Below are 13212 nucleotides of genomic sequence, written 5' to 3'. Positions count from 1 at the left end.
TACTTTCTTTGCGTCAAAGAAAGTACCCAAAGAAGGACGCTCAAGGGGACTTCCGCCAGTCCCCTTGAGAATCCCCCGGGAGTACCTTGCCAGTACCCGCCAGTTACCGTCACTCCCCACAGGTACACTAGCTGAAGGCTCAATTCAGGTTGCGGACGCTCCCAACGGGAGGGAAACGGCCCCTGTCGCCGGCGGAAGACTCAGCCCTCCGCCTTCTTCGGCGGATATGGGGTCGGCTCGTCCGTCAAATCAAGCAGGTAATCCACACTCGTCTCATAATATTTTGCCAACTTTAAAAGATGGTCCACGCTCGGAACCCGATCGCCTGTCTCGTATTTGGAAAGGGCCGTTTGATCGATTTTAAGTGCTATTTGCACTTGGAGCTGCGTTTTTCCCTGCGCGTTACGAATCCGTTTTAAATTCTTCATATTCTCCCCCCTGACGATTCTATTGACATTATGGCATATTTGACATATTATTAACTTGACATATACGTCAAGTTAATAATATTGGAGGGTGCCTATGAAAGTTTATTATCATCTGGCGGAGATTCGGAAGGAGCGGGGGCTGACGCAAAAGAAAATCGCCGAGGTCATCGGGGTTTCCGAGGGCACCTATGGCCGGTACGAGCGGCGGGGCGGCATTCGGGTAAGCCATATTGACGCGCTGGCGGATTTTTACGGTACAAGCACCGACTACCTGATGGACCTGACGGACACCCAAAAGCCCCATCCGCGGGCCCCAAAGCGAAAAGGCTAATCCGCGCGCCAAACTGGGAAAGCCGTGTCTCCCCGGACGCACCTGTAAGAGCGTTCTTGAGGCTCCCCGGCAGAGGCGTCGAGGCGCACGTCAGTTGCGGCCCCCGACCGCAACTGACCCCGCGTTTTGGCAAGCAAAAGCGTGTGCCCACCCCTGGCGGGTGCGGTGGCACTTACCGTTGAAAGCACCGCAACCCGAATTGTCTCCTCGGACGCACCGGTAAGAGCGTTCCGGGGGCTCGCCCGCAGAGGCGTTGCGCCTGCGGCTAGGCGGTTGACGGGTTGCTGTAGACTGGTACTTCGATCCGTGTTACGGGGCCGCGACCTTTGGGGCCGAAGGCCCGTCGCGGCCGGGGGTCAAGGGGGCGAAGCCACCTGCGGTTTCTTTCCCCCATTTCTTGTCCGCACAAGAAATGGGGCCGCCTGCCGGGGCGGGACCCGGCAATCCCCCGCCGCCGAAGGCGGCTCCCCTAAAGCACCCCGAAGGGGCGCGAACAAAAGCCCCCCGCTCGCCGGGCAGAAACCTGAGGGATCGCTGTCGGTCGACTACCGACAAGCTCCGCCGCCCGATGAGCGGCAAATCTAAGCTCCCCGCCGCTGAAAGGGCGGCAAGCCGCTCCCTGAGCGACAAAGAAAAGAGCCGCCCTGACGGGCGGCTCTTTATTTTTTGTTACTTTTTCAAAGCAATCGCGGCGCGGGCTTTTTCGGCGATGCCCTCGGGGGTGAGGCCGTAGGCCTTCATGACGAGGGGGGCCTTACCGGAGCGGCCGAACACGTCGTTGACGCCGTGCTTGACGACCGGGATGGGGCAGGTCTCCGAGAGGAACTCGGAGACGGCGGAGCCGAGGCCGCCGATGACGTTGTGTTCCTCGCTCGTGACGATACAGCCGGTTTCCTTCGCGGCCTTGAGCACGAGCTCGGTATCGAGGGGCTTGATCGTGTGCATATCGATCACGCGGGCGGAGACGCCCTCGGCCTTGAGCAGGTCGGCGGCCTTGAGGGCCTCCTGGACCATCATGCCGATGGCGATGATCGTGACGTCGCTTCCGTCCACGAGCTGGATGCCCTTGCCGATCTCGAACCGATAGCCGGGAATGGCGTCGGTTACGGTTTCGACCGCAAGGCGGCCAAGGCGCATATAGGCCGGGCCATCATAGTTGAGGAGCGCCTCGACGGCGGCGGTCATCTCGTTGCCGTCGCAGGGGCAGAGCACCGTCATGCCGGGGATGACCCGCATGAGGGCAAAGTCCTCGATGCACTGGTGGGTGGCGCCGTCCTCGCCGACCGAGAGGCCGCCGTGGGAGCCGATCACCTTGACGTTGAGGTGGGGGTATGCGATCGAGTTGCGCACCTGCTCATAGGCGCGGCCGGCGGAAAACATCGCGAACGAGTTGGCAAACGGCTTTTTGCCGCAGGTCGCGAGGCCCGCCGCAATGCCCATCATGTCCGCCTCGGCGATGCCGATATCAAAAAACTTCTCCGGATACGCTTTCGCAAAGCTGTTGGTCATCGTCGCGCCCGCAAGGTCGGCGTCGAGCACGATCAGGTCGGGATCGCTCCCGCCGAATGTCACAAGCGCCTTGCCGTATGCGGCGCGGGTTGCAATTACCTCTCCCATGATTAACCCTCCAGACCTTTCAGGGCCGCTTCCAGTTCCGCGCGGCCGATCTCATACTGCTCGTCGTTGGGCGCCTTGCCATGCCAGCCCGCGTTGTTCTCCATATAGGAGACGCCCTTGCCCTTGACCGTCTTGGCCAGGATCATCGTGGGCTTGCCCTTGCAGGCCGCCGCCGCGTCAAACGCGTCGGAAATCGCGCAGTAGTCGTGCCCGTCGATCTTGATCACGTTCCAGCCGAACGCTTCCCACTTTTTATCAAGCGGCTCGGTGGGCATGACGTCGGAGGTGGAGCCGTCGATCTGCAGGCCGTTGACGTCGATGACGCCGCAGAGATTGTCCAGGCCGTATTTGGCCGCGGCCATGCCGGCCTCCCAAATCTGGCCCTCCTCAATCTCGCCGTCGCCCATGACCGCGTAGACGCGGTAGTCCTTCTTGTCGAGCTTGCCCGCCAGCGCCATGCCGACCGCGACCGAAAGGCCCTGTCCGAGCGAGCCGGTGGACATATCGACGCCGTTGACGTGCCGCATCTCGGCATGTCCCGAAATATGGCCCTCAATGCTGCGGAAGAGCTTTAAATCCTCCTCGGGGAAGAAGCCGCGCAGAGCGAGCGTGGGGTAGAGGGCGGGGGTGCAGTGTCCCTTGGAAAGGACAAAGCGGTCCCGGTCGGGATTCTTGGAATCCTTGGGATCCACCCTCATCTTCTCGAAGTAGAGGACCGCCAGAATATCAGCGACCGACAGCGATCCGCCGATGTGTCCCGAAGCGGCGGTATGTACCGCGTCCAGTCCCGCGAGGCGGATTCTGGTCGCGATAATGGCCAGTTCCTTCGCGCGTTTTTGATCCATTCACGTTCATTCCTTTCACCATACAAGTCCAATCTTTGCGGCGCCGGCACCGTGGCGCCGCCAAATGACAGCATCTTTATCATAATACAGATTCCCCGAAGAATCAATAGAATTCCCCCGCGCGGGCGTCTATTTTTTGCGCGCCGGCCGCCCCGGAAGGTGAAAAATGCGTTGACTTCGGACATGCGATCTGATATAATAATATCCTGTTATGGAAGCGTATCGAAGTGGTCATAACGGGCCTGACTCGAAATCAGGTAGACGGCAACGTCTCGTGGGTTCGAATCCCACCGCTTCCGCCAAATAAAAACAGCCAGTCTTTCGACTGGCTGTTTTTATTTGGCGCCTCTGCGGCGGGTTATCCCCTCCCCGACCAGGCGTTGCCTCCCAGTGGAAACCGGGAATCCAAACGGAACACTCACGCAAAAAGAAAAGGCGCCAGCCTGCGGCTGGCGCCTTTTCTTTTTGGTCGAGCGGGGCGGCGGCCCGCAGGCGAAACGCAGCGTGTCTGTTTTTCCGGAGGTCCCCATGATCGGCGGGTCCCGCTTGTAAGAGCGTTGCCATGCCGGAAAAAACCGCGCGTTTCCACGGCTAGCTGTATTCTGCCAGATACGACAGCACAATAATATGGTATAATTTAACAAATATCGGCTTCAAATCGATAAAGCGCAAAACGCGGGAAGGGGAGGACCCTGGCGGGCGGTTAAAACTCGGATCGCAAATCAGATAAGGAGGATGTCGCAATGAATCACCAGGCATTGGAAAAAGAGATCTTACGCTCCTGGAAGAACTGCGCCCGGGCGGGGCTGTCGCCCGACCAGCCGACTCCCTCCCACCCCCTGAAGGACCGGCAGCTCGAACGCCTGCGGACCGAGCACGACCGGGCCATCACCGCGCTGGAGGCCAGCATTTCGGAGGTGCGCCGCGAGCTCCCCGACCACATGGCGTTTTTAATGACCGACGCCCAGGGCATATTGGTAAAAAAAAATGCCGCCGGACGGGCGGTTTCCCAGTCTGGACGAGGGCGTCTCCTTTGCGGAGCGGTACGGGGGAACCAACGCGATCGCGCTCTCGCTTCGGCTGCACAGGCCGGTTCGGACGGAGCCCCAGCACCATTACTGCGCGTTTCTCAGCGGATGGTATCTCTGCGCGCTCCCGCTCCGTCTATCCACGCAGACGCTCTGCCTCGCCATTGTGACGGAGCGGGAATCCATCACCCGGCTCCACCTCACGCTGCTCGGCCTCCTCTCCCAGACGGTGTCCCACCGGTACCGGGAGAGCCTGCTCAGCCGCACGCCGGAACATCCTCCCGTCCGCCTGAGCGCACAGCAGCGGGCGGTCCTCCTGTGCCTCGCGCGGGGGATGACCGAGAGGGCGGCCGCGGCGCAGCTGCATCTGTGCGAGGACACGGTCAAGTACCACAAGCGGAACCTCTTCCGAATCTTCAGCGCGCCCTGCAGCGTCAGCCTGGTGGTGAAGGCGCTCCAGAGCGGCGCTTTTTCTTTGGAGGAGATCGGTGTTTGAGGGGCCGCGCCGCGGGACTGCCCTTTTGGGCAGCCGGCGGGAAAAGCCGCCTCCCCACCCGTTTGGGGGTATGGCGGGGGAGAGGGTCCGGCGCTATACTTGCATCAAGGTTTAAACCTCCAGCGTTCCCGCCGGACCGCCGGCGGCCCCTCGCCCCTCTCCGGCGGGAACGAACGGGCGCCCCGTCTCTGGAAACACCATTTTGTTAGGAGGTATGGTATGCCTGGCGACGTTCAAATCACCTATACCAACCAGTCCATGAACCTGGACCAGCCCAAAGTGTTCCTGTTTACGAGGAACGAGATCCCCACCTTCGACAGCCTTAAGAACGGCGTTGCCTGGAAGGTCATCGAGCGGGTGGGGCGCGGGTCCTCCTGCGTCTTTCCCTTCCCCGAGGAGACGGAGATCTGCGCCAGCTGGAACAACGGGACCTGCTCGACCATCCGTCTGAAGGCCTTCAGCGGACAGGGGTACTGCGTATCCCGGGATGAGACGGGGATCGTTCTTCTGGCGGACGGGAACGGGGCGAACCCCCGCTCGCTGGATGTGCGCAACGACGTCCACGTCCCCAACGGCGTCAGCGTGGACCTCTACAAGGACGGCCGCATCATGATGAGCGAAAAGATCGTCGCCTACGACCAGAAGGCGACCTTCGTGGTCCATCCCAAGCTGTACTGGGGCCTCGCCTCCGAAATCCAGGAGGGTGAAACCATCGGCTCCGCCGTCCTCAACTCCAGCCGCTTTTTCGAGCTCGATCTGGAGGGCATGTCCAATGTGGTCGTGGGTCTGCACGGCAACGCGGAGGACGGCTACCGGTTCCGCGTGGAATCCAAGTGGTGAACCCGCGCCGATCCCTGCGCGACCAACACCCAATACATATGGAAAGGATGCTATTCATGCCGAATACAATCAAAATCCACTACGTGAACAAATCCATGAACCAGGATATGCCCAAGATCTTTATGTTCATGCGCAACGAGATCCCGACCTTCGACGCCCTCAAGGACGGCGTCGCGTGGAAGGTCATCGAAAACGTGGGCCGCGGCTCCTCCTGCAACGTGCTCTACCCCATTGAGACCATGGTTTCCGCCTCCTGGGATGAGCGCACCTGCCAGACCGCGATGATGCAGTCCACCATCGGCAGCCGCTACACCGTGCTGCAGGACGAGACCGGCATTACCATCACCAACGACGGCAACGCCGGGAACACCCGCTCCATTGACGTGGCCAATGACGTCCACGTGGAGGGCGGCATCAGTGTCGACCTCTATAAGGACGGCAAGCTGATGATGACCAAGAACACCGTCGCCTACGGCCAGAAGGCGACCTTCGTGCTCCATCCCAAGCTGTACTGGGGCCTGGCCTCCGAAATCCAGGAGGGCGCGCAGATCAGCTCCGCCGTCCTCAACTCCGACCAGTTCTTCGAGCAGGACCTCGAGGGCGTGTCCGAGGTGACGGTGTCCCTGTACGGCAACGCCGAGGACGGCTACCAGTTCAAGCTCGAAAACCAGCGCTGATCCGCCGGCCGGCCGAGGAACCCCCGGGGCCGTCCCAACGGCGGCAAAAAGCTGATAAGGCAGCTGCAGGCTGCGGCCAGTTCCTCTCCGGCCGGCCCGGGTCCGGTCCGGCCGCCGGGGGGCCGGCCGCGGCCTGCCCTTTCCCTGCGCGGCCCCGGTCCCGGCGGCCCCCGCAATCACCGCCCGGGGCGCGGACCGATTCTGCCAACGACAAGGAAGTGAGACTATGGGAAAATACGCAAAAATACAGTTGATTCCGTGGGAGGTCTATACCGGGCCGGTTTTCGACGGCCAGTGGCGGGCGGTGGACTACGCGGGCATCAAGCGCCCGCTGGGGGACCGGCGCTGGGACGTGCTGAGTCAGTGCGTCGACATCAGCGCGCGCTGCGCGTTCACGCAGATGGCGGTCGAGCGGGCGTTTGAAGCCGCCGACGCGAGCGAGGAGGTCCTCAAAATCTTCATCGCCCCCGAGTTCCTCTACCGCGGGGGCGGGGGCGCGTACCTGCACGACCTGATCAACGGCTGGAGCGCGGCCTGCCCCTTCTCCGACTGGCACCTGCCCCTGCCCTACGGCGGCCCCTGGCCCGGGCTGTTCGGAAGCCTGCGGGCGCTGGTGGCGGAGGAGCGGTTCAAGGACTGGCTCTTCGTCTTCGGCACCGCTGTGAGCGCGGGCTTCCGCGCGCACAACGGCATGATCCTTCGGGTGGGGGCGGGCGAATCGGCGGGGGGCGCGCCGCCGCCCGCGGTCTGCTTCAACAACGCGCTCATCCAGTGCGGCGGATGGGGCCCGCTGGAGGCGGCGCGCGCGCCCCACTCCTACGTGACCGGAAAGCATTTGCAGTCCGGCATCGACTTCATCGAGTTCAGCCTGGAGGGCTGCACGGTCAACGACAACGGCAACGTGGAGCCGGCCAACGACCAGTCCATCAGCGTGCTGGACAACATGCTGGTCGAGGAGGGGTCCGCAGTGATGGGCTTTCCGCACATCCGGCACCTGGACGGCAGCATGATCAAATTCGGGGTGGAAATATGCCTCGACCACGCGGCCTGCGGCGGGCGGCCGGACTGCGGGCGGCTGGCCTACTGGGGCGAGCGCGTGGATATCCAGCTCGTGCCCTCCTGCGGGATGACGCTGAGGCCTCATTCCGTTTCCCTGCGGCAGCACAACCCGGATACGCCGGACGCTTACGCCTTCAACTGCGACGGTCTGGTCGCCCTGCGGACGGCACAGGACGGCTACGGGACCCATCTCCAGCTTTGGGCGCAGGACACGGCGGGGGCCTGCCACACGCTCATGGAGGTCGGCAACGGCTGCGACCCGGACGACCCGGACCACATCCCCGTGGGGGAATCGGTGACGGTGACGGCGGATTGGCCGACGGACGCCGTGCTGCTCTGCGATCCCGCCGAGATCCCGGGCTACCTGCTCTGGGCCAGCATGGGGGAGCCCGACCCCGGCGCCTATGTCGACCCCTCTGTCCTTTCCTTCCAGTGGCCGGCCGGCGCGGGATATGTCCGCCCGCTGCCCCCTCTCGACCTCTCGCCCGAGGGCGGGGATTAGCGCTCCCCGGGCCGCTTCACAGGCCGCTTTCCCCCGCGCCGCGCGGGACGGCGGAAAAGCCGCGGGGCCGAACGGCCCCGCGGCTTTTTGCGCACGTCTCAGGTTCTTTACCCGCGCCGTCAGAACAGCTCCGCGTCCTCCCGGTCCCGGGGCCGCAGCAGACGGAAATGGCTGCGGCGGGTCTCCAGCAGTCCCTCCTCCCGCAGCCTGGACAGGGCGGCGGACATCGCGCTGCGCTCCACGCAGAGATAGTCCGCCAGCCCCTGCCGGTCGAAGGGGATGTCGAATTCCCCGCCGCCATGGGCCGCCGCCTCCTCCGACAGGTAGGAGAGCAGCTTCTCCCGGGTGGTGCGCTTGGAGAGGTGCCTCAGCCTGCGGTTGAGGAGCAGGTTTTTGTCCGCCAGCACGGCCAGCATGTTCCGGACCAGCCGCGCGTGAAAATCGCAGGCCGACGGACAGGAAGTGATGATTTTCCGGTAGTCGATCAGCAGGACGCGGCAGTCCGACGTTGCAAGCACGCTGACCGGGAGCGTCCGCCCGCCGCCCGACGCGCAGGCAAACGCCTCCGCGAAGAGATCCCCCGGCGCAAGGGCGGTGAGGATGGTGCGGGCGCCGGAAAATTCCTCCCGCAGGACCTGCGCGCGCCCCTCCAGCAGGACGCCGACCCGGTCGGCGGGCTGGCCCGCCATCAGGATGAATTCCCCGGCGGGATAACGCCGGTGCACGGCGCCAAGGCAGCCGAGCATCCGCTCCCACTCGTCGGGCCGAATCCCGTCGAAGAGGGGGACGCTCCGGAGAATGGCTTCATGGTCGTTCATTTGGCGCCTCCCTCGTTGGAAAAACAACATTTGTACGATACCCAGTATAGCCTGCCGGCAGCCAAAAAGCAAGCTGTCCGCCGAAAGCGAAAGCCGGGAGGACACGGCCCCGGCCGCGTCCTCCCGGTGATAGGTTTCCGCTGTTGTTTCAAAGTCCGAGCTGCCTGGCGCGGTCGAAGGAATCCAAACCGTTTCGGCAGACGCCGCAGACGATGTCCAGCTCATTTTTCAGCTGCTCCGCGGCCTGCTGGATCTCCTCCAGCTGTTCCCTGCCGGCACAGCGCAGGCCGGCCCCCGCGAGCCTGCGGATACACGCGCGGATCTGGGCGACCTGGCCGGGGATGTCCTCCGCATCCGCGGCGGGTTCCTGCGGCGCGGTCCCGGCGCCCGCCGGTCTCCAGTAGGCCTTGAAGTAGTAGTGCCTGCCGTCGGGGAAGGTCATCGTGTCCACCTCGTCGGCCGCCTCCAGCCGCAGCTCTCCGGCCTCCTGCATCCGGAAGACCTCGTTGACCAGATCCACCAGCAGGTCCACGCGGTCGTCCGGAACGGCGAAGCCGTCCGCCCTCTCCTCAAAGCCCTCCCGGCGGAGCAGCCCGGCCAGCGCGGGATAGAGCGCGCTGTAGTTGGAGCCGCGCGTCCCCTTGAACTCGCACACCTGCAGCGTCCCGTCGGCATAGCGGAGGTAGCAGACGCGGTTGACCGAGTCGAAGACCTTTGCGCGGCGGGAAAAGACGTTCGCGTTTTTATAACCCGCCTTTACCTCGGTCAGCGAAAACTTCCCGTTGATCCGCCTGAGCTTCTGGGCGATTTCACGCGGAATGGTGATCGAATTCGTAATCTCCCGGGCGGGATCGTTCGTCTGATCGGGAAGGAGCAGCGACCCCTCGTAAACAAACGGGCGCGTCCGGTCGAGCGCGTCCTCCGAGCGGGCTCCCTCGTGCGAAAATAGGATCTTACCGGTCATCAGCCTCGTCCTCCTCCATCAAAATCTCCTCCGGCGGAACGCCGAAAATCGCGGACAGCTTCATCAGCGTATCCCCCGGGAGCCTCGTCTGCCCGGATTGATACCGCCGAAAGGTCCTCACGCTGATCGACAACAGCCGGGCCAGCTCCTGTTCTCTGTATCCATGCTCCGTCCGCAGCTCCCTGATTCGAATCCGCATGGCCTGTTAGCCCCTCTCCCAGCTCTTTTCTCCCATTATAGCCTGTTTAGCCCGGGTTGTATAGTGCCAATGTTGACCCATTTCCCCGGATAGGCCGGGCCATTTCGCAAGTTCGCCGCTTTCCCGGCCATCCCGGCGCGCCCGGCGGTCCTGAAACAGGGTGCGGTTTCCCCGCAATCCGTGCTTGTAAGCGGAGGGGAATTGGGGTACAATAAATGAAAAGCCGATGCTGGCGGAGGGGAGGGAAGGGCTGTGATCCTCAGCGTAAGCCGCCGGACGGATATTCCGGCCTATTATTCCGCGTGGTTTCTGAACCGCCTCGCGGAGGGCTTCGTCCTGGTTCCGAACCCGCATAACCCCCGCCAGCTGAGCCGCATCCCGCTTTCGCCCGAAACGGTCGACTGCATCGTCTTTTGGACAAAGAACCCCACCCCCATGCTGGACGCTCTCCCGCGGATCGAAGCGGCGGGCTACCCGTTTTATTTCCAGTTCACGCTGACCCCCTACGGGCCGCGGACGGAACCCGGCCTGCCCCCAAAGGAGGAGCTCGTCCGCGCCTTTTGGGCGCTCTCCCGGAGGCTCGGCCCCAAACGGGTCGTCTGGCGGTACGATCCCGTCATGGTGGACGGGCGGTATCCCACGGCATGGCATCTGGAACGCTTCGAGGCGCTCTGCAACGCGCTGGAGGGCGCGGCCGAACGCTGCGTCTTCAGCTTTGTCGACCCCTACCGCCACACGGGCGGCGCCTACCGCGAGACGACCCGTTCGGAGTGCCTGGACGTGGCCGGGGGCTTCGGGGAGATCGCGGCGCGGCACGGCTTCTCCCTCTTTACCTGCGCGGAGACGATCGACCTGTCGGCCTTCGGCATCGGGCACGCGGCCTGCATCGACCCGGAGCTTGTGGGCGGGATCCTCGGCTGCCCCGTCAAGGCCGCGAAGGACCCCGGCCAGCGCCCCGCCTGCGGATGCTGCGAAAGCGTCGACATCGGCGCGTACAACACCTGCCCCGGCGGCTGCGCCTACTGCTACGCCACGACCGGCCGGGCCGCCGCCCTGCGGTGCGCGGCGGCGCACGACCCCGCCGCCCCTATGCTGACCGGCTGGCCGCGCGGAGGGGAGCGCATCTCCGACCGGGCGGCAAAATCCCTGAAAACAGCCCAGACAACCCTTTATTGACTGTTGGGAGGCGACGCATTGAAACAGATCCTGTATACCGAATCCCCCTTCGGGACGGTCGGCATCGCCGAGGACGGGAAGGGCATCTGCGCCCTCTTCTTCCTGCGCGGCGAAAAGCCGGAGGGCTACATGGAGGCGGAGACGCCCCTGCTCAGACGGGCAGCGCGGGAGCTGGCCGAATATTTCTCCGGGGAGCGGCGCGCGTTTGATTTGCCGCTCTCGCTGGAGGGCACGGCCTTCCAGCGCGCCGACTGGGCGGCGCTTTGCGAAATCCCCTACGGCGAGACCCGTTCCTACGGGCAGATCGCCGCAAGGCTCGGCAATCCAAAGGCCTGCCGGGCGGTGGGCATGGCCAACCACCGGAACCCCGTGGCGGTCCTCGTGCCCTGCCACCGGGTGGTGGGCAAAAACGGTTCCCTGACCGGCTACGCGGGCGGACTGGACGTCAAGGAAGGGCTGCTCGCGCTGGAAAAACGCTGCGGCGGATAAAAAGGAGGCGGTTTCTTGAAGGGAAAAAAGCTCGTTGCGCCCGCCGTGATCACGACCTTTCTGGTGCTCTGGTTTTTCGGCTATCTGGCGCTCTGCCTGCTGGTCCCCATGCCGGTTTTTTTCAAGGTGGTGGGCTGCCTCGTCTTTCTGGCGCTCATCAGCGTATCCATCTACGTTCTGACGGAACGAATCAAAGAAATCAGGAGTGGTGAAGAAGATGATCTTGGTAACTACTGAAACGATCAGCGGAAAAGAGCTGGAGACCCTCGGGCTCGTCCGGGGCAGCACCATCCAATCGAAAAACATCGGCCGGGATATCACGCAGGGGTTTAAAACCCTCGTGGGCGGCGAGCTGAAGGCCTATACCGAGATGATGAACGAGGCCCGCGCCATCGCCACCAAGCGGATGGTCGAGGATGCGGAAGGGCTCGGCGCGGACGCCGTCGTCTGCATGCGCTACGCCTCCTCCGCCGTCATGCAGGGCGCCGCCGAGGTGATCGCCTACGGCACCGCCGTCAAGTTTAAATAAGGCCGATTTCCACCCAGGTCCACGAAGCGAAAGAAACCGGGCCGTCAATCCTTTGGATTGACGGCCCGGTTTTTGACTGTGCGGCAATCAGCCCGGCCTGATCAGCGTTTTCGGAGTCACGGGGGCGCTTTTTCAAAAGCGTCCATTTTTTCTATTTCCCATCCCTTTTTGCGTCCTTCCGCTCTTTTTTCTCCGCGCGCATCCTGGCGACGCCCGCGCGCAGGGCGTCAAGCGAAGCGGGGGAGCGGGGGAACTGCATGTGCGGGAAGGCGTCGAGCATACGGCGGTGGAGGGCGTTGTGGCTGCCGGCAAGGGCGTTCAGCCGCTCGTGCAGGCGCAGGCCCTCCCCCTTTTCCAGCAGCCGGTCGATCCGGTCGGAGAGGGGCAGCGCGCGCTGCTCCTCCAGCTGGAGCTTCTTCTCCATGATGACCGCGTCGGTGCGGGCGCGCGCGTCCTCGAGGGCGTCGCGCAGCGCGTCGAGCTTGCCCGAAAGCTGCAGGGCGGTGCGCACCGAGAGGAAGAGGTCGACCGCGAGCAGGGTGGTCAGCGCCGAGGCGAACCAGATGAGCGTCACAAAGGATAAAGACCCGACCATGCGCCCGACAAAGGGGTGCAGCACCCGCATGACGAACACGCCGAGCAGGCCGAAGAGGACGGAATTCAGCAGGCAGACCCGGCCGTGGATGTTGAAGCGCATGTTGGAATAGTCCCACCACTTGGCGTGGAAGATCGTCTCCAGCAGCCAGCCGGTGAAGTATTCGAGCGCGCTCGTGACGAGCAGTCCGCAGACAAAGAGGATCGGCAGGCTGAAATCGACCGGCGTCAGGCAGTGGATGACCGCCAGCGCGCCGAAGCCGTAGACCGGGCAGAGCGGGCCGTTCAAAAAGCCCCGGTTGATAAACCGCCCGGCCGGGATGGAGCAGTAGACGCACTCGCAGCACCAGCCCAAAAAGCTGTAGATGAAAAAGCAAAGGACGGTCCCGCAGAAGGTTTCCGCGCTCAGAAAGACCCCTCCCCCCGGTTGTTATTCATGCAGGGAATTGCTGAAAAACCCGGAGGAGACGGCGGGCTCGCCGCCGTATTCCTCCTCGTGCCGCGGCAGCGGCACCTCGCGCGCCGCGTGCTGCCCGGCGATCGAGGCGGCGTTGGCCAGCATCAGCTTGATGCGGTTCTCCTGGTTGATCTTGGTGGCGCCCGGGTCGTAGTCGACCGCC

Annotated in this window: 16 protein-coding genes, 1 tRNA gene and 1 pseudogene; 10 read left to right on the top strand and 8 right to left on the bottom strand. The window is 63.6% G+C overall.

The features are described 5' to 3' along the window. Positions 1-200: 200 nt before the first annotated feature. Positions 201-428, bottom strand: a complete 228-nt coding sequence (locus ACZO3G_RS13040) for a helix-turn-helix domain-containing protein (RefSeq protein ID WP_276872220.1) — start codon at positions 426-428, stop codon at positions 201-203. Between the two features lie 94 nt (positions 429-522). Here ACZO3G_RS13040 and ACZO3G_RS13035 point away from each other — a divergent pair, with 94 nt between their 5' ends. Continuing rightward, positions 523-759 carry a helix-turn-helix domain-containing protein gene (locus ACZO3G_RS13035; protein ID WP_276872222.1) on the top strand — a complete coding sequence of 79 codons (237 nt, stop codon included), beginning with the start codon at positions 523-525 and terminating at the stop codon, positions 757-759. 669 nt (positions 760-1428) lie between these two features. On the opposite strand, the gene ACZO3G_RS13030 is transcribed toward ACZO3G_RS13035, so the two are convergent. Continuing rightward, a complete protein-coding gene (locus tag ACZO3G_RS13030) occupies positions 1429-2376 on the bottom strand; it encodes a transketolase family protein (protein ID WP_276872224.1) in 948 nt (315 codons plus the stop codon). A 2-nt stretch (positions 2377-2378) separates the two neighbouring features. Next, positions 2379-3221, bottom strand: a complete 843-nt coding sequence (locus tag ACZO3G_RS13025; RefSeq protein WP_101553081.1) for a transketolase — start codon at positions 3219-3221, stop codon at positions 2379-2381. A gap of 213 nt (positions 3222-3434) precedes the next feature. Between ACZO3G_RS13025 and ACZO3G_RS13020 the strand changes: the two genes are divergently transcribed. The 5 genes from ACZO3G_RS13020 to ACZO3G_RS13000 all read left to right on the top strand — a co-directional run bounded on the left by ACZO3G_RS13020 (position 3435) and on the right by ACZO3G_RS13000 (position 7823). Further along, a tRNA-Ser gene (locus ACZO3G_RS13020) sits at positions 3435-3523 on the top strand. 685 nt (positions 3524-4208) lie between these two features. Then, positions 4209-4745 (top strand): helix-turn-helix transcriptional regulator, encoded by a 537-nt coding sequence (locus ACZO3G_RS13015; protein WP_101553085.1) that lies wholly within the window; start codon positions 4209-4211, stop codon positions 4743-4745. Between the two features lie 219 nt (positions 4746-4964). After that, positions 4965-5585, top strand: coding sequence for a hypothetical protein (locus ACZO3G_RS13010; RefSeq protein ID WP_101553086.1), 621 nt, complete (start codon positions 4965-4967; stop codon positions 5583-5585). 56 nt (positions 5586-5641) lie between these two features. Continuing rightward, positions 5642-6262, top strand: coding sequence for a hypothetical protein (locus tag ACZO3G_RS13005; RefSeq protein WP_101553087.1), 621 nt, complete (start codon positions 5642-5644; stop codon positions 6260-6262). Positions 6263-6488: 226 nt separating this feature from the next. Then, on the top strand, positions 6489-7823 hold the full coding sequence (locus ACZO3G_RS13000) for a hypothetical protein (protein ID WP_276872227.1): 1335 nt from the start codon (positions 6489-6491) through the stop codon (positions 7821-7823). A 119-nt stretch (positions 7824-7942) separates the two neighbouring features. Here ACZO3G_RS13000 and ACZO3G_RS12995 read toward each other — a convergent pair whose 3' ends face one another. The 3 genes from ACZO3G_RS12995 to ACZO3G_RS12985 all read right to left on the bottom strand — a co-directional run bounded on the left by ACZO3G_RS12995 (position 7943) and on the right by ACZO3G_RS12985 (position 9804). Beyond that, positions 7943-8641, bottom strand: a complete 699-nt coding sequence (locus tag ACZO3G_RS12995; protein ID WP_276872228.1) for a Crp/Fnr family transcriptional regulator — start codon at positions 8639-8641, stop codon at positions 7943-7945. Between the two features lie 148 nt (positions 8642-8789). Further along, positions 8790-9605, bottom strand: a complete 816-nt coding sequence (locus ACZO3G_RS12990) for a hypothetical protein (RefSeq protein ID WP_276872229.1) — start codon at positions 9603-9605, stop codon at positions 8790-8792. Then, positions 9595-9804, bottom strand: coding sequence for a helix-turn-helix domain-containing protein (locus tag ACZO3G_RS12985; protein ID WP_276872231.1), 210 nt, complete (start codon positions 9802-9804; stop codon positions 9595-9597). Before ACZO3G_RS12985 ends, ACZO3G_RS12990 begins: the two co-directional genes overlap by 11 nt. 252 nt (positions 9805-10056) lie before the next feature. Between ACZO3G_RS12985 and ACZO3G_RS12980 the strand changes: the two genes are divergently transcribed. From ACZO3G_RS12980 to ACZO3G_RS12965, 4 genes are read left to right on the top strand one after another with little or no spacing between them, the layout of a single operon-like run. Then, a complete protein-coding gene (locus ACZO3G_RS12980) occupies positions 10057-10980 on the top strand; it encodes a DUF1848 domain-containing protein (protein WP_276872233.1) in 924 nt (307 codons plus the stop codon). 18 nt (positions 10981-10998) lie between these two features. After that, complete coding sequence (locus tag ACZO3G_RS12975) at positions 10999-11469, top strand: methylated-DNA--[protein]-cysteine S-methyltransferase (RefSeq protein WP_276872235.1); 471 nt, start codon at positions 10999-11001, stop codon at positions 11467-11469. Positions 11470-11484: 15 nt separating this feature from the next. Continuing rightward, positions 11485-11706 carry a hypothetical protein gene (locus tag ACZO3G_RS12970; RefSeq protein ID WP_101553094.1) on the top strand — a complete coding sequence of 74 codons (222 nt, stop codon included), beginning with the start codon at positions 11485-11487 and terminating at the stop codon, positions 11704-11706. Beyond that, positions 11687-11998 carry a YbjQ family protein gene (locus tag ACZO3G_RS12965; RefSeq protein WP_101553095.1) on the top strand — a complete coding sequence of 104 codons (312 nt, stop codon included), beginning with the start codon at positions 11687-11689 and terminating at the stop codon, positions 11996-11998. Before ACZO3G_RS12970 ends, ACZO3G_RS12965 begins: the two co-directional genes overlap by 20 nt. Positions 11999-12149: 151 nt before the next feature. Here the strand turns inward: ACZO3G_RS12965 and ACZO3G_RS12960 are convergent, their stop codons facing one another. Both ACZO3G_RS12960 and ACZO3G_RS12955 read right to left on the bottom strand, forming a co-directional pair. Further along, the gene (locus tag ACZO3G_RS12960; protein ID WP_276872251.1) at positions 12150-12959 is read right to left on the bottom strand and encodes a putative ABC transporter permease; all 810 of its coding nucleotides are present in this window, start codon (positions 12957-12959) and stop codon (positions 12150-12152) included. Positions 12960-13022: 63 nt separating this feature from the next. Then, positions 13023-13212, bottom strand: a pseudogene (locus tag ACZO3G_RS12955) (hypothetical protein); the annotation flags it as partial.

The sequence above is a fragment of the Anaerotruncus sp. genome, assembly GCF_057433415.1.
The sequence above is the reverse complement of the archived record's forward strand: the minus strand, read 5'-3'. Positions and strand labels throughout refer to the sequence as shown.